This window comes from Natronococcus roseus, assembly GCF_043677095.1.
GTDB classification, from domain to species: Archaea; Halobacteriota; Halobacteria; order Halobacteriales; family Natrialbaceae; genus Natronococcus; species Natronococcus roseus.
The window spans coordinates 551,741-572,155 of record NZ_JBHLJR010000002.1 but is presented as its reverse complement, the minus strand read 5'-3'; the positions used below and the strand labels follow the sequence as shown (position 1 = coordinate 572,155).

The window sequence follows — 20,415 nt, the reverse complement described above, 5'->3', positions numbered from 1 at the left end:
GAACGGTGTCGTTCGCCAACGACCGACCGGCGTTACAACCCTCGAGACGGCGACCGCTCTCGTCGCATTCCATCGTTCCTGACCGAATGTCTCGAGTCCCAAGAGTCTCCTGTAAGGAGATTCCGGTGTCACACGCTCACACGGAAGGTTCGTCGCGGACTCCGGGTTTCAATCGCGCGCTCGAACCACAGGGGCGAACGGGTCAGTGCGCGGTAGGGACGAACCATCGTTCGTCCGATATGCCGATCGCATACACCTGACACTACTCGAGACTGTATACGAACGAGGGTAGAAGCTACAGGTGGGTGATCCCTGTAGTCGGGCTATGACCGACGACACCAGCTGGCGTCACTCGGTGTTTCGATGGACAGTCATCGAGGGCAACCGGCTCACCGTCGCCGGCGTGCTCCTCGGCGGGATCGCGTTGCTGTTGCTCGTCTTGCTCGTCGTAAACCTGTTTCCGCGGGCGCCCGGCGAACCGCTCTATCTCCTGTTCAGCTCGTTTCTCGGCGGAAACCTCACCCTCATCACGGTCGTCATCGCGATCAACCAGCTCGTGTTCTCTCGAGAACTCGGCTCGCCGGGCGATCTGGAACGGCGAACCCGAAACGCCGTCGAGTACCGCGATCAGGTCCAGGACGTGATGGACCGGGCGGTGAGTCCGGTGATGCCGGGGTTGTTTCTGCTCGTCCTTCACAAGAACCTCGGTAAGCGGGCCCAGGCGTTGCGCGAGACGGTGACCGACTCCCTCGACGGTGGTCTCTCCGCGGAGATCGACGAACTGGTGGGCGCGCTCCGAGGCGACGTCAGAACCGTCACGAGGGCGGTCGACACGCCCGGTGCCGATGAGCAGATATTCGGGGCGATCGCGGCGACGCTGGGGACGACCCAGGCCGAGCAGCTGTACGACCTCACCCGGATCGAGACGGAGTACGACGTGCAACTGACCGACGAGCAGCGCGAGCTGTTCACGTCGATCCGCGAGCACCTGCTGCACATCGACGTCGCCCGGAAGTACTTCCGGACGGTGTACATCACGAAGGAACTCTCCTTTCTCTCGCGGGTGCTGCTGATCGTCGGACTCCCGGCGCAGCTGTTTCTCGCCGCGACGCTCGCAGTGTACGATCTCGCGGCGATCGAAGCGCTCCCGGCAGCGGGAATCGTCGCTACGACGCTCGTCGCCATGGTCGCCTGCTTCGCGCCGCTTTCGATCCTGGCGTCGTTCGTTCTTCGACTGTCGTGGGTCGCACAGCGAAACGCGACCGTGATGCCCTTCGCGGCCTCGGAGAAGGATTACACCCTGTTTTCGACCGACGAGTGACGGGTCGAACCAGGGGACCGGTACAGTTCTCGCGTCGCCGACCTGCGCTCCGAAGGGCCCTCAGAGGAACCTGAACGTCTCGAGGTTCTTCGGCGCGAAGGTCCGCATGTTGTAGTCGTGGTACAGCGCCGAGGAGAGGTCCTGCGTGGAGCGTTCGTCGCCGTGAACACAGAGGACCTTCTCGGGGCGGGGGTTCATCGTCTTGACGAAGTTCTCGAGGCCGGCCCGGTCGGCGTGGCCGGAGAAGCCGTCGACGGTCTCGACGTTCATGTTCAGCGAGAGCGTGCCGCGGCCGCCGCCGTTGCCCATCGCGCCGACCTCGCTGGTCGGGATCTCGTCCCAGCCGTTCTGGATGCGTCGGCCGAGCGTCCCCTGGGCCTGGTAGCCGACGAAGACCAGCGAGGAGTCCGGGTCGGGACCGAGGTGGCTCAGCCAGGACATGATCGGGCCGCCGGTGACCATCCCCGACGTCGAGAGGATGATGCAGGGACCGCCGTCGGCGACGTCCTGGCGTTCTTCCTCCCCGGCGTCGATGTGGTTGAACTGCTCGGCGAGGAAGGGATTCTCGTCGTCGTGGAAGATCCGATCCCGCAGGTCGTCGCGCAGATACTCGGGGTAGGTCGTGTGGATCGCCGTCGCCTCCCAGATCATTCCGTCGAGGTGGACCGGCATCTCGGGGATCTTGCCCGATCGCATCGCCTCCTCGAGGACGAGCATGATCTCCTGGGAACGGCCCACGGCGAAGGCGGGAATGAGGACCTTCCCGTCGCGGTCGTGAGCCTCGTTGATAACGTCGACGAGCTTTCGCTCGGAGTCCTCCTGGTCGGTCTGGTAGTCGTTGCGACCGCCGTAGGTCGACTCCAGGACTAGGGTCTCGACGCGCGGGAAGTCGTTGACGGCGCCGTTGAACAGGCGCGTATCGTCGTAGTGGATGTCGCCCGAGAACGCGACGTTGTAGAGGCCGTCGCCGATGTGGAAGTGCGAGACGGCCGAACCGAGGATGTGACCGGCGTTGTGTAGCGTCAGCTTGACGTCGGGGGCGATGTCGGTGACGTCGCCGTACTCGAGTGGGATGGTGTGTTTGATCGCCTCGCGAACCATCTCGGACTCGTAGGGCGGGGCCCGTCCCTCCTTGGAGGCGACGTCGAGGTAGTCGAGCGTCAGCAGCCCCATCAGGTCCCGCGTGGGCTCGGTGCAGTAGATCGGGCCGTCGTAGCCGTACTTAAAGAGCAGCGGGATCAGCGCGGAGTGGTCGAGGTGGGCGTGGGTCAGGACGACGGCGTCGATCGTCTGGGCGCCAGCGCCGAGCGCCTCAGGGGCGTGGAGGTAGGGTACTTCCCCTTCGGCGCCGGGCTTGTCGCCGCAGTCGATGAGGATCCGGGTTTCGGGCGTCGAGAGGATAAAGGAGGCGCGACCGACCTCGCGACAGCAGCCCAGCGTCGTGATCCGGACGTACTCGTCGTCGGACATCTCCTCGCGGTGGATCTGCCGGCCGACGCGCTCGAGGATGTCCCGGCGGTCGTCGCGTTCCTGCTTGAGGAAGCTCCGAACGTTCGAGACCGTTGAGGACTCGATCGGCGGCGTGCGGACGACTTCGGGCGTCCAGCCGACGCTTTTGGTGATGTCCCGAAGCGTCGAGCCGTGGCGGCCGATGACCATGCCGGGTTTCTCGGCCTCGATGACGACCTCGCCGGTGTCGGCGTGGAAGTCGAGGTCGGTAACGCCGGCCTCCTCCGGAATGACGTTCGTGATCTGCTCGCGGGCCTCGTCGGGCCGCGAGAGAACGCTCGGGTCCGGGCGGACGGTGATCCGCTTGCGGAGCTTGCTCGCGAGCTTCCGGATGAGGTCGCCCTGCTGGGCGAACTCCTTGGGGTCGCGCGTGTACACGACCAGCTCCGGGCCTTCGTACTTCACCGAGGAAACCGAGATATCGTTCGGTAACTCGCTCGTGATCTCTGCTTTCAAATCGTCGAGTTGCTGCTCTACAGTGCTCATAATCGCCAGTTATCGATTGCGTGAACTCGCCGACGGGGAGACGCCGGAGTCGCCGGATCGAACGCACCACCGCGGGGACCGTCGACGGATCGCCGGGCGGCCGTCGGCTGCTGCAGTGATACTGCCGACGACCTCGAGTGACGGTGCCATCGGACAACGGAGGATCCGTTCCGTCCGGTGTCCCGAATCATTGTGTGATGGTTCGTCCAACGAAGACGTACCCAGGTCGGTTATCCTGGTTCGTGCGGGAAGATTCCAGGGAGAACCCGCTTACCCGTGGCTATTCTTTGCGTGGTATAAAAGCCTTCGCAAAACCCAGGGTGGTTCGGCCCGAAGCGACCGTATGCACCTCACGCCGGACCGCGTCGCGGCCGAGTACGAGTGGGTCACCGAGCGAGCCGACACTGTCGTCCCGGTCATCAACGACGTGCGCGACGATCTGGGATCGATCTTCGAGACCGACGTCGATTCGGTCACCGAGGACGCCTACCGGGAGGAGGTCGACGCCGTCTTCGCCGACGGCGACCTCGCGGTCAACGTCGCCGCGATGGTCGCGATCCTGCGGGAACTCGACGTCGAGGGAGACTACCCGGGTTTCATCGTCGACGAGATCATCGGCCGGGAGCTGGCGGCGACGATCGCTGGTACCCAGCCCCTGCGAACGCTGGGCGAGGCGACGTTTCACTATGCCGATCTGCAGGTTCACGGCGACGCCGAGGAGAACGCGGGCGTCGACGACTGCGAGGCGGCCCTGGCCGCGGGCTTCCAGGAGCGACTGCCGGGCTGGAACTGGACCGAACGGGAGAGCCCGTTCGGGGTGCGGTAGGAACTCGAGGAGCGATCAGTCGTCGCCCGCGTTTTCGTCCTCGAGGTCGCCGTTCTCGTCATCGGCGTCGGGGTCGGCCTCGTCGGTTTCGTCCTCGTCTTCGGTCTCGAGATCCTCGGGATCTTCGTCGTCGGCCGGCTCGTCGCCGTCGTCCGCGCCGTTTTCCTCGTCGCCGTCGTCGGCTTCGCCGTCTTCGGGCTCGTCCTCCTCGCCTTCGCCGTCTTCGGGCTCCTCCTCGACGTCGATGTCCTCCTCGGGATCGGCCGGATCGGGCTGTTGTTCCTGCTCCTCGAGGATCCGGTCGTAGGCCGCGCCCTCGGAGAGCGACGCGATCGGCCCTCCCTTGAGCTCGTCAACGATCGCCTCGGCCTCGCCGTCGATCCGGTAGATGCCGTACTCGGGGCTCGAGTCTTCGATCGTGATGTCGTCGTCCTCCTCGGCCCGGGATTCGAAGTCGTCGATCGCCTCCTCGACGAGCTCCTGCTGGCGCTGCTGGGCCTCCATCATGTCGATCTCCTCGTTCTCGACTTGCTCCTGGAGCTCCTCGATCTCCGCGGAGTCCGGGCCGATGACGGCCGTCAGAACGTCGTCGTACTCGCCCTCGTCGTCGCCGAGCAGGCCGAGATCGCTGCAGCCGGCCAGTGCCGCGGCGGTCCCCGTTCCGGTGAGCTGAAGGAACCGCCGTCGATCGTGTTCGCTGGTCATTGGTGGTTCGAACGCGTCCCCCCACGAAAATAAGGGTTTTCGATCGCCCCACACCTGCGGTCCGGATCCCTTTTGTCCGTCAGCCCGCTACCACGGGCCAGTGACATCCGGTATCCGGCCTCCGCAGGCGACGATGCTCGAGCGTCCCACCCTCGAGGACGCCCGCGAGGCGATCGCCGACGGTATCGACCGGGGGGCGATGATCACCGTGTTCGGCCGCTGTTCCGTCGACTACGACGGTCGGGCCTCGAGCCGGCTCGAGGCCGGCGACCGTCACCTCATGCTCAAACCCGACGGCGCGGCGCTGGTTCACACCGACGAGGGCCAACAGCCCGTCAACTGGCAGCCGCCGGGCTGCGACCACGCGGTTCGCTGCGAGGACGACGCCCTCGTCATCGAGAGCCTGCGTTCCTCGCCCGACGAACGACTGCTGGTCAGCTTCGAGGAAGTGCTACAGGTCTCGACGTTCGCGGGTTCGGATCCGACGGAGCTCTCGGTCGTCGGCACCGAGGAGGACCTCCGTCGACGGATCCTCGAGGAGCCGACCCTGCTCGAGGCCGGCTTTACGCCGCTTGCGACCGAGCGGGACACGCCCGCGGGAGCGGTCGACATCTACGGCGAGGATGCCGCGGGCCGATCGGTCGTCGTCGAACTCAAGCGCCGACGGGTCGGCCCCGACGCGGTGAGCCAGCTCCGTCGGTACGTCGACGCCTTAGAGCGGGATCTCCACGCCGACGCCTCGGTCCGGGGGATCCTCGTCGCGCCCTCGGTGACAGATCGGGCCGAGCGGCTGCTGGCCCGCCACGACCTCGAGTTCGTCGCCCTCGAGCCGACAGCGTGAACTACGTCGGCGGCGACCGCTCCTCGAGTTGCTACGTCGACGGATAGCGTCCCTCTAGCTGGCCCTGTGCGAGGACGTGGCCGCTCATCGCCGATCTGAGGCCGTCGGCGTCCGTCTCGGGACCGAGCTCGAGGGTCGTGTCGAGCGCGAAGACCGCGAACCGATACGTGTGCTCCCGATCGAGCGGACTCGGGCCGCCGTAGCCGACGTCGCCGAAATCGTTCGTCCCCTCCGCCGCGTCGTCGGCATCCCAGTCCTCGGGGATCGTTTCGATCTCCAAGGGAACGTTCCAGACGATCCAGTGGTCCCGGATCGCTCCGGCGGGCTCGACCGCGTCGGGGTCGTCCACGATCAACGCGAGCGACTCGGCCTCGTCGGGCACGCCCTCGATCTCGAGGGGCGGGTTGATGTTTGCTTCGTCGTAGCCGTATCGCTCGGGAATCCGTTCGCCGTCGTCGAACGCGGGACTCGTAAGGGTGAGCGTCGCCATCGCCTCGGCTCTCCCACCCGAGCCACGAAGTACGTTATACCGGAGCGCAGTGACATCGGTGTCAGCGCGGACTTATCCCGCTCGATCCCCTAGCGCTGGTGATGACAGTTGCCTCTCGACTTACGAGCCGCAGCGATAGCGACGACGAACCCGTCGAGCGCACCGAGACGGTTTCGGAGCCGGCCGACGACCGTTCGGTAGCCGACACCGCCCTCTTCCGACTCGGGCGCGTCCTCTTCGGGGGCGTGCTCGCGTTCAACGCGATCGACAACCTGCGCAACCTCGAGGAGCGCATCGGCTACGCTGAGTTCAAGGGCGCTCCCGAGCCCGACCGTACCGTTCCCGCGGCGAGCGTCGGCCTGCTGCTCGGCGGGCTCGGCGTCGTCCTCTGGAAGCTCCCGGCCGCGGCCGCGCTGGGGATCGCGGGCTTCCTGGCCGGTACGACGCCCGTGATGCACGACTTCTGGAACCAGGACGATCCCGAGGAGAAACAGCAGGAGCAGATCCAGTTCCTCAAAAACACCGCGCTGTTCGGCGCCGCGCTCGCGTTCGCGCGGGTCGCCCGTCGCTCGAAGTAACGTCGACGATCGCTTCTTTGCCGCTTCGACTACTCCTCGAGCAGCCGCTGTAACCGATCGAGTTCGGTCAGCGCCTCGACGGGCGTGAGGTGGGCCAGCTCGAGCGAGCGGAGCTCACTCGCGACGTCGTCGGGAACCCCCTGGCACCCCCCGTCGGTCGACGCCGGAACGCGGGGCTCGTCCGCCCGGCTTTGCGGATCGGCCTGAGGGCCCAGTCCGCCTCCCTCCGGTTCGTCGGCGTTTTCCGCGACGAGCTCCCGGGAGCGTTCGACGACGTCCTCGGGGACGCCGGCCGCGGTCGCGACCTCGACGCCGTAGGAGCCCGTCGCCGCGCCGGGAGCGATCTCGTGGTGGAAGACGACCTCGCCCTCGCGTTGCTCGACCTCGAAGTGGAGCGTGAACGCGGCCGGGAGCTCGTCGGCCAGCTCGGTCAGCGGGTGGTGGTGGGTCGCGAACAGCGTCGTCGCGCCGACCTCGTCGTGGAGGTGTTCGGTGATCGCCTGCGCGATCGCGAGCCCGTCGGCCGTCGAGGTTCCCCGACCCACTTCGTCTAACAGGACCAGCGAGCGCTCGTCGGCCTCCCGGAGGATGGTCGCCAGCTCGTCCATCTCGACCATGAACGTCGAGCGCCCGCCAGCGATGTCGTCGCTGGCGCCGACTCGAGTAAAGATCCGGTCGACGGGCGAGATCCGAGCCGACTCGGCGGGGACAAAACTGCCGACCTGCGCGAGGAGGACGATCTGGGCGACCTGGCGCATGTACGTCGACTTCCCGGACATGTTCGGCCCCGTGATCACCGCCAGCCGCCGATCGGGCGAGAGGGCGGCGCCGTTGGGGACGAACGACTCCTGGGTGCGCTCGACGACGGGGTGGCGCCCGCCCTCGATACCGATCTCGAGGCCGTCGCTCGCCTCCTCGCTACGTGCTGTGATCTCCGGCCGACAGTAGTCGTACTGGGCCGCGACGGTCGCAAGCGAGACCAGGGCGTCGACCGTCGCCAGCGCGTCGGCGAGCGCCTGGACGCGCTCGACCTCGTCGGCGACCGCGCTTCGCACCTCGCAAAACAGTTCGTACTCGAGTTCGTCCGCGCGCTCCTCGGCGCCGACGATCTCGTCCTCGCGCTCCTTGAGTTCGGGCGTGACGAACCGTTCGGAGTTCTTCAGCGTCTGGCGGCGCTGGTAGTCCTCGGGCACCGAATCGAGATTCGGGTTCGTCACCTCGATGTAGTAGCCGTGGACGGAGTTGTAGCCGACCTTCAGCGAATCGATCCCGGTCCGCTCGCGCTCGTTGGCCTCGAGGTCGTCGATCCACTGTTTCCCGTCTCGTGCGGTTCCGCGGAGGTCGTCGAGGTCCGCATCGTACCCCTCCGCGACGATCCCGCCCTCGGTGATCTCGATCGGGGGATCCGAGACGACGGCGTCGTCGATCAGCTCGCGGACGTCGGCGAGGGGATCGAGCTCCTCGCGTAGCTCCCGAAGCCGCGCGCAGTCGGCGTCGGCCAGCCAATCCCGGATCTCGGGGACGACCGCCAGCGTGTCCCGCAGCGAGCGCAGATCCCGGGCGTTGGCTCGTTCGCGGGAGATTCTGCCGATCAGTCGCTCGAGGTCGTAGACGTCCCGCAGCAGCTCGTGGAGGTGTTCGCGGGTCTGGACCGAGCCCGTCAGCTCTTCGACGGCGTCGAGGCGGGCCTCGATCCGATCGGGCTCGAGCAGCGGTCGGCGGAGCCAGTCTCTGAGCGCTCGCCCGCCGAGCGCGCTCGCGGTCTCGTCGAGAACGCCGATCAGGGTCGCGTCCTCCCGAGCGCGGACCGCGCGGGGTTCGAACAGCTCGAGGCTCCGCAGGGCGACGGCGTCGAGCAGCAGGTACTCGCGAGGGTCGTACCGGGTGAGGTGAGTGAGATACTCGAGGCGATTCCGTGCAGTCCCGTCGGCGTCCTCGTCCGTACCGCTCTCGGCGCCGCCGCGGGCGTACTCCGCGTACTCGAGCAGGGCCCCGCAGGCCCGGATTTCCGCGTCGCCGGCCAGCAGGGTGTCGGGCTCGCCGAAGTACTCCGAGATCGTCTCGGTCGCACGCTCGAGGGCGAACGCGTCGGGGTCGAACGGCGTCACCATGCAGTCGTCCGGGAGGGGGTCGCCGCTCGAGTCGGGGCCGACGACCGCCTCCGAGGGGTCGAACCGACTTACTTCGTCGGCGATCGCCTCCGCTGACGTCGAACTCGTCGCGAGGAAGTCGCCCGTCGAGACGTCGAGCAGGGCCAGCGCCAGCGTCGGTTCGGCCCCATCGGCGCTGGCGAGCGCGGCCACGAAGTTGTTGTCGTCGCTCGCGAGCAGCTCGTCCTCGGTGAGCGTGCCGGGCGTGATAACGCGGGTGACGGCCCGCTCGACGACGCCCGGGGACTCGCCGGGCTCCTCGATCTGGTCGGCGACGGCGACCCGGTAACCGGCCTCGAGCAGCTCCTCGATGTACGACTCGGCGTTGTCAACCGGAATTCCGGTCATCGGATACTCCCCCGTGCTGTCCTCGCGGCTGGTCAGGGTCACCTCGAGCAGGCGTGCGGTGCGCTCGGCGGCGCCGCAGAACGTCTCGTAGAAGTCCCCCACCTGAAAGAGCACGAGCGCGTCGTCGTAGCGCGCACAGAGGTCGTGGTACTGACGCATCATCGGCGTCAGCTCGTCGCGTTTCTCGGCCATCGCCTCTGGCGGGCCAAGCGCCGAATCCATACCCGCACTCGGCCGCCCGACGGGGAAATAGCTTGCTTCCCGGGCCGGCCGAGTACCGTCGGCTACCGCTCGAGGTAGTACTCGAGGTGATCCGTGCAGCCGGGGTTGAACGCCGCTTCGCACTCCGGGCACTGCGAGTCCGACTCGAGGTACTCGGGTGCCGTCATCGCCGTCCCGCAGGCGCCACAGAGAACCGATGGCTCGCCGAACCGCTCGCGGGGCCAGACGACCCCCTCGTGGTCGGCGACGGCCGCGTGGCAGCGAAAACAGGGATAGTACCGCTCGCAGCAGCCGAAGCGGAACGCGACGACGTCGCGTTCGGTGTGATAGTGCTCACAGCGCGTCTCGGGATCGACCTCGAGCCCGTAAACCGGGTGTTCGCCGACGAGTTTCACGGTCGTCTCGAGGATGGGGAACGGTTTCGTCGTTTCGACGAACTGCGGCGAAAAACGGTAGACTGGGGAGTGATCGACGGGAGCTGTCCGATTCGAGAGCGACGGGGGCTACTCGAAGGTCTTCGTGTCGCCGCGGCGGTAGCGACTGAGCCGTCGGTACCCCTGAACGACGCCGTCATCGTCGAGTTCGATCTCGTAGCGGCCGATGATGTCCTGGGTATCGGGGACGGCCGACCGTTCGATGACCTCGACGACGGCCCGCCAGCCCTCGTCCATCGGCGAAATCTCGCTGACGCCGTCGAACTCGTGGCCGATGAGCTTGCCGGCGGTCGACTGAACGGTCTTCCGAATCGCGAGCACGCCGGCGATCTCGTCTTCCCCGTCGACGTCGCTCGTGTCGACGTCCTCGGGGTCGGTCGCCTCCTCGTCGGCCATCTCGGCCGACTGAACGTCCTCCTGCGCCTCGTTTTCGGCCTCCGCCTGCTCTTGGTCGTCGTCCTGGTCCTCTTGCTCCTGTTCGTCGGCTGATTGGCTATCGCTCACGGTTGGATCACTCTCGTCGTGTTGATAACAGAACCCGTCGTCCTGGGCCGGGCGGGAGCACCGCTCCCCGTCCCCGGTGCGCGCCCGACACTGGTCCGCTGTGTTCGATTCGGCTTCGGCCATCGTCCTAAAGTGCGTCGCTGATCGCGTCGCGGAGCTCGTCGATTCCGTCGCCTTCGCCGGCGATCTTCGGCGCGAGTACGTCCGTGAACACGTCGACCAGCAGCTCGTCGTCGAACTCCTCGGCGCCGTCCTCGGCGAAGACCGACAGCCCCTCCGCCGCGGTGATCGCCGCGCGGGTGCCGACGACGACGTCGAGTTCGTCACGGAGCGTCCGGATCGCGTCGACCACCTGCTCGATCGTCTCCTCGGGCACGTCGACGTGGGCGGCGACGATCTCGCGCTCGGTCTCGGCGTCGTAGTAGTCGACGTTGACGCCGACGAACCGGTCGAGCAGCGCGTCCTGCTGTTCGTGAACGCCAGCGTACTCGACGTCGTTCGAGGTCACGAGCAGCCGGAACTCGGGGTGGACGTCGATCGTCCGATCTTCGCCGTGTTTCCCCGGTCGCTCGAGGATCCCCTCCTCGAGCACCGACAGCAGGACGTTGTGTGCCGCGGGATCGCTCCGCGAGAACTCGTTGTAGACGAGCGTCGCGCCCTCCTTGACCGCGACCGAGAGCGGGTTGTCGACCCACCGCTCACGGACGACCTCGGTGGTCTTGCTGACGCCGCTGACGAACTGGTCGCGCTCCTCGTAGCGCTCGCCGCCGGAGTGGGTACCGACGAGTTCGGCGGTACCGACGGCCTCGTCACCGTTGATCCAGACCACCGGACGGCCGCGCTTGGCGGCCGCCGACAACGCGAGCGCCGTCTTCCCGCAGCCGGTCGGACCGATCAGGTGGACCGGCTGGTCGGCCTCGAGCCAGCCGGTGATCCGGTCTCGAACCGACGCGACCGCGTCGGTCTCGATGAACGGATCGGGGGCGATCTCCTCGGGGCTCGAGAGCGGTGATCCGTCCGAACCGCCGGAACTGCCGGAACTGCTGGAGCCGCCGCTCGTCCCGTTCGACGCGCGTTCTTTCTTGGCCATCTTCTTCGCCTTCCGACGTTTCTTCTTGCTTCGATCCGACCTGATCTTCCGGCCACGAACCTTGCGGTCCCGCGAAGACGAATCCCCCATGTGGATTATTCGGAGGCGGACTGTGGCGAGGACTCCGGTCGCTCTTCGATCTCGAGCTCCTCGAGGTCCTCGAGATCGCCCTCTGCGGTCGCTTGCTCAATTTTTGAGATCTCCTCCGCGTAGTGGAGGAAGGTGTCGACGGAGGCGACGACGACGCGGGCTTCGATCGTCAGGAGCTCGATGCCGACGACCGAGACGCGCGCCCAGACGTCGATGACGACGCCTTTGTCGAGAACACGGTCCAGTACTTCCGCGAGACTCGAAGCGTTTGGTCGCTGTTGGGATGCCATTGTAACCCGCCGTTCTCGTGCGACCCGTACAAGTACTGTCGCTGCGCATGCAAGCTGACTCTTGCTCCGGGGGGGTGTACTCGTCGACGCTGCGTCTGCAAGCATCACCATGACGCGCGCGGGAACCCTACGATACGACGAGTTGTCGATTCAGTAGGTCTTATCTTATGGTACGGACACACACCTCGTTCGGACGGTACGACCGATCGCAACGACGGACGGTGATGCGGTCGTGAGCCACAGGTACGTCTACGGCGTCGTCGAGGCGAGCGACGACGTCGAGTTCGAGACGGACGCGGTCGGCGACGCGGACCGCGTTTACACGATCTCTCACCGCCGTTACGCGGCGGTCGTCTCGGACATCGACACGACCGAGCCCGAGGAGACCGACGAGGACGCCCAGCGCCACGACGACGTACTCCGGGAGATCATGGAGTACGAGGGCGGCCAGACGATCGTTCCGATGCGGTTCGGGATGGCGTTCGAGGGGAACCGCGAGCTGAAAAACGTCCTCCGGAACGCACAGCCGGCGTTTCGCCGCGCCCTGCGGGATATCGACGGGAAGATCGAGCTCGGCCTCAAACTCGTCGAGGAGGAAGACGCCGACGTCGATCGGGAAGCGGTCGAGGACGACGTCGCCGACCGCTTCGAGCCGATCGCCGAGCAGTCGGTGCCGAACGACTTGTTCAGCGACCGGCTGGTGTTCAACCGGTCGTATCTGGTCGAAAAGAACGAGCAGGAGGCGTTCGGCGACGCGGTCGGCGAGCTCGAGGAGGAGTACGAGGATCGACTCATCGTCCAGTACACCGGCCCGTTCGCGCCGTACAGCTTCGTCGACGTCAAGATCGGGGCCCAGTAACCATGTTCGTGCTCGACGATCTCCTGTTTCGGCCGTTCATCGGTATCGTCGACGCGTTACACTCGATTGCGCTCGACGAACTGTACGACCTGAACGAACTCGAGGACCAGCTCAAGGAGAACCAGCTGCTGTACGAACTCGGCGAACGGCCCGAGGCGGAGTACCGCGAACGCAAAGCGGAGCTCGAGGAGGAGATCGAGATCGCTCGCGAGGTCCACGAGCGGTTCTCGAGCGGCCGCGTAGAGGTGAAACGATAAATGTTCGACCACACCGACGATCCGACCGAACCGAACGACGACCGCAACGACCGAGCCGACCACTGGCTGACGAGCCTGCTGTCGGCCCTCGAGCGACTCGAGGGCGGTGACGGGCCGGCGACCGGTCGCCGAAAACGGAGTTCGATGAGCCTGAACTACGACGTGTCCGTCGGCTCCGGGCTCGACCGAGCGATCGACAGGGTTCGGACGCCGACCGACGGCAACCGGATCCGGGAGCGAACACGGCGCTCACGCAGCTCGCCCTCCCCGGACGGCCACGTAACCTCCCGGCTGCACGACGACGAGTTGCTTGTCACGGCCGACGTCGCCGGAACGGACTCGAGCGACGTCACGGTCGGGTTCGACGGGGACGAACTCGTCGTCGCCGTCGCCGGGAACGAGCTCGGCCGGGTCGACGTCCCTTGGGCGGATCGGACGTCACGAGCGACGGTCAAGAACGGCGTGCTCACCGTCGTCGTCGAACCCGTGGAGGACCGTCGATGAGCGGGGACGAGGACGGAGAGACGTTCGAGGAACTGCTCTCGGAGGCCGAGTCGAGCCTCGAGAACCTCGAGTCGTCGCTCGAGGGAGTCGATACGCCCGACGAGCTCGGCGACGGCGACCTCGAGGAGCTGCTCGGCGACGTCGATACGCTCGTTCGGATCGCCGAGGAGACGACCGAGCTAATCGAGTCGCTGGATCTGACGGAGCTTCCGGAGGCCGTCGACCGCGACGAGCTGCTCGAGGCGATCGAGACGGGCGAGATCCCCGATGCGCTGGCCGACGAGGAGACCGGCGCGAGCGACGTCGTCGACCTCACCCAGCTGTTCTCGGCGCTGGACCTGCTGAGCATGTGGGATGCCGCCGACCTGACCGAGATCTGGGAGGAGAAACGCGAACTCGACGACGCGACCGACGAGCTCGGCGACGGCGAGAACGACGGTGCCCTCGAGGACGCCGCCGAGTCGGTCGTCGACGAGGGAACGGACCTGATCGGCGACGACGAGGACGGCGACGGGCTCTTCGACGACGTCGATCCGAGAGAAGCCGCGATGGAGGCGTTCGAGAAACCCGACATCGAGGACGATCCGGAGGCCTACCAGGTGTTCATCCAGCAGCAGGCGATGCGCGGGATCGACGCCTTCCGCGACGCCCTGCTCGAAACCCACGAGACGTTCCAAGGGCTCTACGAGACCAACCGGGAGAAGATGCGACGGGAGGACACGAGCCCGTCCTCGCGAAACCCGACCGCCGCCTCGACGCTGCCGACGGAACGACGCGACATCGGCACCAGCGACACGCGCCACTCGACGGTCCCAAAGCAGGTCAAGCTCTCGACGGCGCCGACCCGCAGGCGAATCTATGGCCGTCGGTTCGAACTCGAACTCGAGCGAAAACGACGCCAACAGAACAATGACTAACACCCTATCCAACAGCCGACCGAAGCAACCGAGTATCGCCGGCCGATCCTCGAGCGGCGACGCTCGCGCGATCGGAACGGTCGCGGCTGAACGGCCGAGCGGAGACAGCGAGCGACACGGCGGGGGTGATCGGTATGGTCGATGAGTTCCAGCCCAGCCGCCAGAAGGCCGACCTCGCCGAGGTCGTCGAGATGCTGCTCGACAAGGGGATCGTCATCAACGCCGACATCGCCGTCTCGATCGGCGACACCCAGCTGCTCGGCATTCAGCTCCGGGCCGCGATCGCCTCCTTCGAGACCGCGGCGAAGTACGGCCTCGAGTTCCCCGAGGGAACGGACATGCAACGTCTCGCCGAGGCCGTCGACGACCCCGAACTCGCCGAGGAACGACAGTCGGTCGCTCCGGTCGACCCCACCCGTGGCGTCAACGTGACGGCCGAATCCGACGGGGAGGAAGACGATTCGAACGGCGAGGACGAGGCCGAATCCGACGGCGGGGACGACGTCGTGGCGGCCGACCATCCCGGACTGAGCCCCGATCCCGATCGACCGACCAGTGGGGGGTTCGACCTGCTCAGCGACGACTCGGCCGACGAGTCGGCGGAGGACTCGACCGACGAGGAGACAGAGGAAACGGAGGAGGACTGATCCGTGTCGACGATCGACGTCGGCGACGGCGAGAACGCGCGCGACGGGCTGTTGACGCTCGTCATCGCCGTCGTCGAGATCCTGATCGAGGCCCTCGAGGGCGAGGCCGTCCGGCGCATGGAGTCGGGCGACCTCACCGACGAGGAGATCGAACGCCTCGGCGGCCAGCTCGCGACGATCGAGGCCGAGATCGAACAGCTCAAAGAAGACGAGGGGATCGAGGACGGCGTCGACGACCTCCGGGGCGAGCTGGACGGACTCGTCACCGACGCGATCGAACAGCTCCAGGGGGAGACGACCGCCTCGGACAAGCCCGGCTACTCCGTGTTCGGAGGTGAGGAGCAGTGAGTTCCGACGACCGCGACGACCGGTCCGAACGCGCAGATCCGGAACCGGGGGTCGACGCCGACGAGGTCCCCGAGATCGACGAGGGTCGGTACCTCTACTGTCTCGTTCGGGCCGACGAGGACGCCGACCTCGAACTGACGGGGATCGACGACGAACCGGTGTCGATCGTCGTTGAGGACGGGATCGGCGCGGTCGTCCACGCCTGCGAGGGGATCTACGACTCGGCCGATCTCGCGCAGGTCAGACGCTGGCTCGTTCGTCACCAGACGGTCATCGACGAGGCCAGCGAACGGTTCGGGACGCCGATTCCGTTCCAGTTCGACACGATCCTCCGGGGTGACGACGAGCGCGTCCGGGAGTGGATCGACGACGAGCGGGACACGCTCGAGCGCGCTCTTTCCGGACTGGCCGACCACTGGGAGTACCGCGTCGAGGTCGTCGAGGTCGACCCCGTCGACGACGAGACGCTGATCGAACGGGACGACCGACTCCGGGAACTTCACGGGAAGATCGCCGACTCCGAGGAGGGAACGGCGTTCTTGCTCGAGAAGAAACTCGATCAGCGTCTGGCCGCGGTGCGGGCCAATCGCCGGGAGTCGGCGACCGACGACCTCGAGGAGCGCCTCGCCGCCGAGGCCCGAGAGGTGCATTCCCTCGAGCGCTCCCCTTCGGCGTCGCTCTCCGACGAGGTCGCCGACGAGGATGACGGTGAGGGAGAGACGCTGTGTCGACTCACGCTGCTGGCCCACGAGGACGACGAGGGGGCCATCGGCTCGATACTCGACGATGTGGCGGCGACTGACGGGCTCGAGGTCCGGTTTACGGGGCCGTGGCCGCCGTACACGTTCGCGCCGGAACTCGGCAGCGGCGAGGGAACAACCGACGGGGGACGACAGCCATGAGACCGAGAAAGGACGAGGACGCGCTGGTGGACGTACTCGACGTCGTGCTCAGGGACGGGGCGATCCTCCGGGCCGACGTGATCATCTCGGTCGCGGACGTGCCGCTGGTCGGGATCAAGCTCTCGGCGGCGATCGCCGGGATGGAGACGATGACCGAGTACGGACTGTTCCAGAAGTGGGACGTCGACCGCCGGGCCAGAGCGGTCGAACGCCGGCAGTACGGTCGGGGGCGCGACGACGATCGCGAGTCGATCACCGTCAACGGCCGCGAGCGAGACGAACTCGAGTAACGGGACGCCCGATCCGGAGGAGGGATCGAACGGTCAGGCGAACGTCGGTCGCTCGGTCGTGAGTTCGACCTCTCCGGAGACGGTTTCCTCGTCGCGGTCCTCGTCGTAGACGTACTGTCCGGAGCCGCCACAGAGCGTACACTCGTAGTTCTCGGAAATCTCGTTGATCATCTCGCCGTCCTCGAAGTAGACGCGGCTCTGGACGATCTGCAGGAACTGCGGCGTCTCGCAGTTGGCACAGGTGATCATATCGGTGAGGTAGCCGTGACCGGTTGTAGTTATCCGGCTTGTAACCAATGGATCGAGACCCCCTATGGACGTCTTACCTGTCAGGCGTCGACGGGCAGCGGGTCCGGCTGGACACCCTTCCTCTCGAGCGATTGTGAAGCGGCGCAAACTCCGAGTAAACGAGCCATAATCACAAGACGGGAGCGGGATCGTTCGGGTATCGAGAGCCGAATTAGTGACCGAACAACTGTCGGTATGCCGGACGCGAACGACGAGATACTGACGTCGGACCGAACGATCGGCCGGCGACTCCGATCCCAAACCACCGACCGGAGCGAACCCGGCTGACTGCGGGTCGAATCGGTCGGCGGCGCGGCGGAGAGAGCGCGTTTCCGCACCGGAGTCAGCCTCCGTCGGAGGGGCGGTTCGCCCGTCAGTTCACACGCTGCTGGCAGCGGATCGCCACCGACCGGACGTTCGCTCCCGTAGCCGAGCGCTACGTCTGCGGTATACGCTCCCTGTCGAGAGTTCGGCCGTACTAGTGCGTGACAAGCCGCCGCATAACAATGTCGCTCTCGAGCGAGTCTTCGTCCGCGGGGATACCCCCCGCCGGGTGCGCGCTCGGCCCGGACGCCGACGCGCTGACCGGCCGACTACGTGCGGTCGTACCCGGAATGCTCGGACGTGGACTCGCCCCCGCTTCGAGTACGCTCATGTCTCTCACGCCAGGGTGGGTTTCCCGCCCCCACCCGGTTCCAACACGCTCGCGAGCCCGGGGCTCATACAGTCGGCCGTACGTCACTGCCGAAGCGACCGCGAGGCGGCATCCGGTCGCTCCGGCGAACAGGTACGGCAAACCGCATCAGAATTCGGTGACGACCGGAATGCCGATCGTCCCGTAGTCGTCCATCGCGGCCAGGGTCTCGGGCAACTCCTCGAGCGAGAGTCGCTCGCCGATGATCTCGCTCGGCTCGAGGGTTCCCGCGGCGATCAGCCGGAACAGTTCCTCGTAGCGAACCAGCGGCATGCCGAAGGAGCCGTGGAAGTCGATCTCCTGCATCGTCATCGCGTCGACCGGGAGGGAGACCTCGCCGCCCTCCTCGCCGGTGGTGAGGCCGACCTGGACGTGGTGGCCGCGCTTGCCCAGGCTGCCGATCGAGTTGCGGCAGGTCTCGGCGATTCCGAGCGCGTCGATCGAGACGTCGGCGCCGCCGTCGGCGAGCGCCTTCACCTCACTGGCGGGGTTGTCGGCCTCGGCGGCGTTGACCGTCTCGGTCGCGCCGAGCTCGCGGGCGCGCTCGAGTTTGTCCTCGCGAACGTCGACGGCGATCGGGTGTGCACCGAGTGCACTCGCGATGTGGATCGCGGAGAGTCCGACGCCGCCGCAGCCGTGGACGGCGACCCGATCGCCCGGCCGCAGATCGGCGCGATCGGCCAGCGCGTGGTAGGCGGTCATGAACCGACAGCCGAGCCCCGCCATCTCGGCGAACTCGACGTCATCGGGAAGTTTCACGCAGTTGAAGTCCGCCTCCCGGACTGGGAACGCCTCCGCGAACGCGCCGGGGGCGATGCTCGTAAACCCGAGCGGAACGACCGTCTCGCAGACGTTCGCTCGTCCGGTCCGACAGTGGCGGCAGCTTCCGTCGGCGAGGTGGAACGGAACGGTGACGCGGTCGCCTTCCGCGAGGGTCTCGACGTCCTCGCCGACTGCCGCCACGACACCGGCCGGTTCGTGGCCCAGGATCTGTCCCGGCTGGGCCTGCGCGCCGACCCACTCCCAGTCGCCCTGCCAGGCGTGCCAGTCGCTCCGACAGACCCCGCAGGCTTCGGTCTCGACGACGACCTGATCGGGCTCGGGATCCGGGTAGTCGACGGTTTCGATCTCGAGCGGTTCGCCGTACTCCGCGAGCACTGCAGCTCTCATATGGCAGGGGTACACACACCGTGTACAAAACTGTGAGCGATCCGACCGGACGCAGGCCACCGCACTGCTCGGTTCGTCCCGGTCCGAGGGCGTTCGGAATCGCGTCGGTTCCGGTGACATTCATACAGATCTTCCTACCGGGAATCAATTGATTAATACCTCTCAATTTCGTTTGGTTTGGCTGTGGCATCCGATATTACCCTGATGAACAGCGGGATCAACGGCCTGGACGAGATCCTCAACGGGGGGCTCGCGAAGGGACGGATGTATCTCGTCCACGGTCAACCCGGCACCGGGAAGACGCTGCACGGAATGCACTTCCTGGAGGAGGGGCTGAAAAACGACGAGACGGTGCTGTTCATCCACGGAGAGGAGTCCAAACAGGAGATTCTGTCCAACGGCGCCGCGGTCAACATCAATATCAGCGGCGCCGAGTTTCTCGACCTCGGACCTGAGTCGGATTTCTTCACCGACGACGACTCCTACGACTTAGTCGAGCCGAGCGACATCGAGCGCGATCGCTACACCAAGCGAATCCACGAGGCGATCAGGGAGATCAACCCCTCCCGCGTCGTCCTCGACCCGATCTCACAGCTCAGGTACGTCGAGGCCAACGAGTACCAGTTCCGCAAGCGGATCCTCTCGTTCATGCGGTTTCTCAAGCAACACGAGATCACCGTCCTCGTCACGGCGACGCTCAACTCCAAACCCGAGTACGACACCGAGTTGCGCTCGCTCAGCGACGGCATCATCAAGCTCACCCGCGACAAGGAGGGTCGGCGAGTCGAGGCGACGAAACACCGTGCGCTCGGTCAGATGGGCAGCGATCACGGGATGGCGATCCGGGAGAACGGACTCGAGATCTTTCCGCGGCTCATCCCCGAGTCACAGCAGCACACGTTCAAGCCCAAACGGATCCACTCGGGGATCGACGAACTCGACGAGCTGCTCGGCGGCGGGTTCGACCAGCGGACCGTCACGTTCATCAGCGGACCGACGGGTGCCGGCAAGACCTCGACTGGAACACAGCTGCTGACCCAGGCCGCCAGGGACGGACTCAACTCCGCGATCTACCTGTTCGAGGAGAACATGGAGACGTTCACCCACCGCTCGGAGTCGATCGGCATCCCCGTCACGGAACTGAGTGAGGAGGGAACGATCTCGGTGAACGAGGTCGAACCGCTCGCGCTCTCGAGCGAGGAGTTCGCCCATATGGTTATCGAGCAGGTCGAAGCGGAGGGCACCGACATCGTGATGATCGACGGGATCGACGGCTACACGATCTCGATTCAGGGACAGGAGTCCGAACTCGTTCGAGAGCTCCACGCGCTGGCGCGCTACCTGAAGAACAAAGGTGTCACGGTGTTGATCACGAACGAGATCTCCGAGATCACCGGCATCACGGAGGCGACCGACAATCAGCTCAGCTACATCGCGGACAACATCGCGTTCGTCAGCTACGTCGAGATGGACGGGAGTCTGCGGAAGGTCATCGGCGTGCTCAAGAAACGCACCGGCAGCTTCGAGAAGACGCTTCGGGAGTTCGAGATCACCGGCGACGGTATCCACGTCGGCGAGCCGCTAACCGGCCTTCACGGTATCTTGCAGGGATCACCGATGGGACGAACGGTCGATCCCGTACAGAACGAATGATC

At 66.2% G+C, this 20,415-nt stretch carries 23 protein-coding genes; 13 read left to right on the top strand and 10 right to left on the bottom strand.

The features are described from left to right. The first annotated feature begins 325 nt into the window (after nucleotides 1-325). Nucleotides 326-1,321, top strand: a complete 996-nt coding sequence (locus tag ACFEMD_RS07385; protein WP_394740391.1) for a hypothetical protein — start codon at nucleotides 326-328, stop codon at nucleotides 1,319-1,321. Nucleotides 1,322-1,381: 60 nt separating this feature from the next. On the opposite strand, the gene ACFEMD_RS07380 is transcribed toward ACFEMD_RS07385, so the two are convergent. Further along, nucleotides 1,382-3,316 carry a beta-CASP ribonuclease aCPSF1 gene (locus ACFEMD_RS07380; RefSeq protein WP_394740390.1) on the bottom strand — a complete coding sequence of 645 codons (1,935 nt, stop codon included), beginning with the start codon at nucleotides 3,314-3,316 and terminating at the stop codon, nucleotides 1,382-1,384. A gap of 343 nt (nucleotides 3,317-3,659) precedes the next feature. Here ACFEMD_RS07380 and ACFEMD_RS07375 point away from each other — a divergent pair, with 343 nt between their 5' ends. Beyond that, nucleotides 3,660-4,142 carry a hypothetical protein gene (locus ACFEMD_RS07375; RefSeq protein WP_394740389.1) on the top strand — a complete coding sequence of 161 codons (483 nt, stop codon included), beginning with the start codon at nucleotides 3,660-3,662 and terminating at the stop codon, nucleotides 4,140-4,142. Between the two features lie 15 nt (nucleotides 4,143-4,157). On the opposite strand, the gene ACFEMD_RS07370 is transcribed toward ACFEMD_RS07375, so the two are convergent. Further along, nucleotides 4,158-4,847, bottom strand: a complete 690-nt coding sequence (locus ACFEMD_RS07370) for a hypothetical protein (RefSeq protein ID WP_394740388.1) — start codon at nucleotides 4,845-4,847, stop codon at nucleotides 4,158-4,160. Between the two features lie 133 nt (nucleotides 4,848-4,980). Here ACFEMD_RS07370 and nucS point away from each other — a divergent pair, with 133 nt between their 5' ends. Beyond that, nucleotides 4,981-5,688 (top strand): endonuclease NucS, encoded by a 708-nt coding sequence (gene nucS, locus ACFEMD_RS07365; protein WP_394740509.1) that lies wholly within the window; start codon nucleotides 4,981-4,983, stop codon nucleotides 5,686-5,688. Between the two features lie 31 nt (nucleotides 5,689-5,719). On the opposite strand, the gene ACFEMD_RS07360 is transcribed toward nucS, so the two are convergent. Then, nucleotides 5,720-6,178, bottom strand: a complete 459-nt coding sequence (locus ACFEMD_RS07360) for a YbhB/YbcL family Raf kinase inhibitor-like protein (protein WP_394740387.1) — start codon at nucleotides 6,176-6,178, stop codon at nucleotides 5,720-5,722. A 101-nt stretch (nucleotides 6,179-6,279) separates the two neighbouring features. Here ACFEMD_RS07360 and ACFEMD_RS07355 point away from each other — a divergent pair, with 101 nt between their 5' ends. After that, nucleotides 6,280-6,756, top strand: a complete 477-nt coding sequence (locus tag ACFEMD_RS07355) for a DoxX family membrane protein (protein WP_394740386.1) — start codon at nucleotides 6,280-6,282, stop codon at nucleotides 6,754-6,756. Between the two features lie 29 nt (nucleotides 6,757-6,785). Here ACFEMD_RS07355 and mutS read toward each other — a convergent pair whose 3' ends face one another. From mutS to gvpA, 5 genes are all read right to left on the bottom strand, one after another. Beyond that, nucleotides 6,786-9,476 (bottom strand): DNA mismatch repair protein MutS, encoded by a 2,691-nt coding sequence (gene mutS, locus ACFEMD_RS07350; protein ID WP_394740385.1) that lies wholly within the window; start codon nucleotides 9,474-9,476, stop codon nucleotides 6,786-6,788. A gap of 62 nt (nucleotides 9,477-9,538) precedes the next feature. Beyond that, nucleotides 9,539-9,871, bottom strand: a complete 333-nt coding sequence (locus tag ACFEMD_RS07345) for a CHY zinc finger protein (protein ID WP_394740384.1) — start codon at nucleotides 9,869-9,871, stop codon at nucleotides 9,539-9,541. A gap of 108 nt (nucleotides 9,872-9,979) precedes the next feature. After that, nucleotides 9,980-10,537 carry a gas vesicle protein GvpO, halophile-type gene (gvpO, locus tag ACFEMD_RS07340; protein ID WP_394740383.1) on the bottom strand — a complete coding sequence of 186 codons (558 nt, stop codon included), beginning with the start codon at nucleotides 10,535-10,537 and terminating at the stop codon, nucleotides 9,980-9,982. 4 nt (nucleotides 10,538-10,541) lie between these two features. Further along, nucleotides 10,542-11,594: a gas vesicle protein GvpN gene (gene gvpN, locus ACFEMD_RS07335; RefSeq protein ID WP_394740382.1), complete on the bottom strand. Its 1,053-nt coding sequence runs from the start codon at nucleotides 11,592-11,594 to the stop codon at nucleotides 10,542-10,544. Nucleotides 11,595-11,599: 5 nt separating this feature from the next. Next, nucleotides 11,600-11,884: a gas vesicle protein GvpA gene (gene gvpA, locus ACFEMD_RS07330; RefSeq protein ID WP_005558079.1), complete on the bottom strand. Its 285-nt coding sequence runs from the start codon at nucleotides 11,882-11,884 to the stop codon at nucleotides 11,600-11,602. Between the two features lie 232 nt (nucleotides 11,885-12,116). Here gvpA and ACFEMD_RS07325 point away from each other — a divergent pair, with 232 nt between their 5' ends. The 8 genes from ACFEMD_RS07325 to gvpM all read left to right on the top strand — a co-directional run bounded on the left by ACFEMD_RS07325 (nucleotide 12,117) and on the right by gvpM (nucleotide 16,608). Next, nucleotides 12,117-12,743, top strand: coding sequence for a GvpL/GvpF family gas vesicle protein (locus tag ACFEMD_RS07325; RefSeq protein ID WP_394740380.1), 627 nt, complete (start codon nucleotides 12,117-12,119; stop codon nucleotides 12,741-12,743). Between the two features lie 2 nt (nucleotides 12,744-12,745). Continuing rightward, entirely contained in the window at nucleotides 12,746-13,000 is a 255-nt protein-coding gene (gene gvpF, locus ACFEMD_RS07320; protein WP_278302653.1) for a gas vesicle protein GvpF, read from the top strand. After that, the gene (locus tag ACFEMD_RS07315) at nucleotides 13,001-13,504 is read left to right on the top strand and encodes an Hsp20/alpha crystallin family protein (protein WP_394740379.1); all 504 of its coding nucleotides are present in this window, start codon (nucleotides 13,001-13,003) and stop codon (nucleotides 13,502-13,504) included. Next, the gene (locus ACFEMD_RS07310; RefSeq protein ID WP_394740378.1) at nucleotides 13,501-14,421 is read left to right on the top strand and encodes a hypothetical protein; all 921 of its coding nucleotides are present in this window, start codon (nucleotides 13,501-13,503) and stop codon (nucleotides 14,419-14,421) included. Before ACFEMD_RS07315 ends, ACFEMD_RS07310 begins: the two co-directional genes overlap by 4 nt. Before the next feature lie 134 nt (nucleotides 14,422-14,555). Then, entirely contained in the window at nucleotides 14,556-15,068 is a 513-nt protein-coding gene (gvpJ, locus tag ACFEMD_RS07305; protein WP_394740377.1) for a gas vesicle protein GvpJ, read from the top strand. Between the two features lie 3 nt (nucleotides 15,069-15,071). After that, the gene (locus tag ACFEMD_RS07300) at nucleotides 15,072-15,416 is read left to right on the top strand and encodes a gas vesicle protein K (RefSeq protein WP_394740376.1); all 345 of its coding nucleotides are present in this window, start codon (nucleotides 15,072-15,074) and stop codon (nucleotides 15,414-15,416) included. Further along, complete coding sequence (gene gvpL, locus ACFEMD_RS07295; RefSeq protein WP_394740375.1) at nucleotides 15,413-16,318, top strand: gas vesicle protein GvpL; 906 nt, start codon at nucleotides 15,413-15,415, stop codon at nucleotides 16,316-16,318. Before ACFEMD_RS07300 ends, gvpL begins: the two co-directional genes overlap by 4 nt. After that, the gene (gene gvpM, locus ACFEMD_RS07290; RefSeq protein WP_005558090.1) at nucleotides 16,315-16,608 is read left to right on the top strand and encodes a gas vesicle protein GvpM; all 294 of its coding nucleotides are present in this window, start codon (nucleotides 16,315-16,317) and stop codon (nucleotides 16,606-16,608) included. The genes gvpL and gvpM overlap by 4 nt, the downstream gene beginning before the upstream one ends. A 33-nt stretch (nucleotides 16,609-16,641) precedes the next feature. Here the strand turns inward: gvpM and ACFEMD_RS07285 are convergent, their stop codons facing one another. Then, complete coding sequence (locus ACFEMD_RS07285) at nucleotides 16,642-16,857, bottom strand: hypothetical protein (protein WP_005558092.1); 216 nt, start codon at nucleotides 16,855-16,857, stop codon at nucleotides 16,642-16,644. Nucleotides 16,858-17,698: 841 nt separating this feature from the next. Continuing rightward, entirely contained in the window at nucleotides 17,699-18,760 is a 1,062-nt protein-coding gene (locus tag ACFEMD_RS07280; protein WP_394740373.1) for a zinc-dependent alcohol dehydrogenase family protein, read from the bottom strand. 204 nt (nucleotides 18,761-18,964) lie between these two features. Between ACFEMD_RS07280 and ACFEMD_RS07275 the strand changes: the two genes are divergently transcribed. Then, nucleotides 18,965-20,413 carry an ATPase domain-containing protein gene (locus ACFEMD_RS07275; RefSeq protein ID WP_394740508.1) on the top strand — a complete coding sequence of 483 codons (1,449 nt, stop codon included), beginning with the start codon at nucleotides 18,965-18,967 and terminating at the stop codon, nucleotides 20,411-20,413. Nucleotides 20,414-20,415 lie beyond the last annotated feature (2 nt).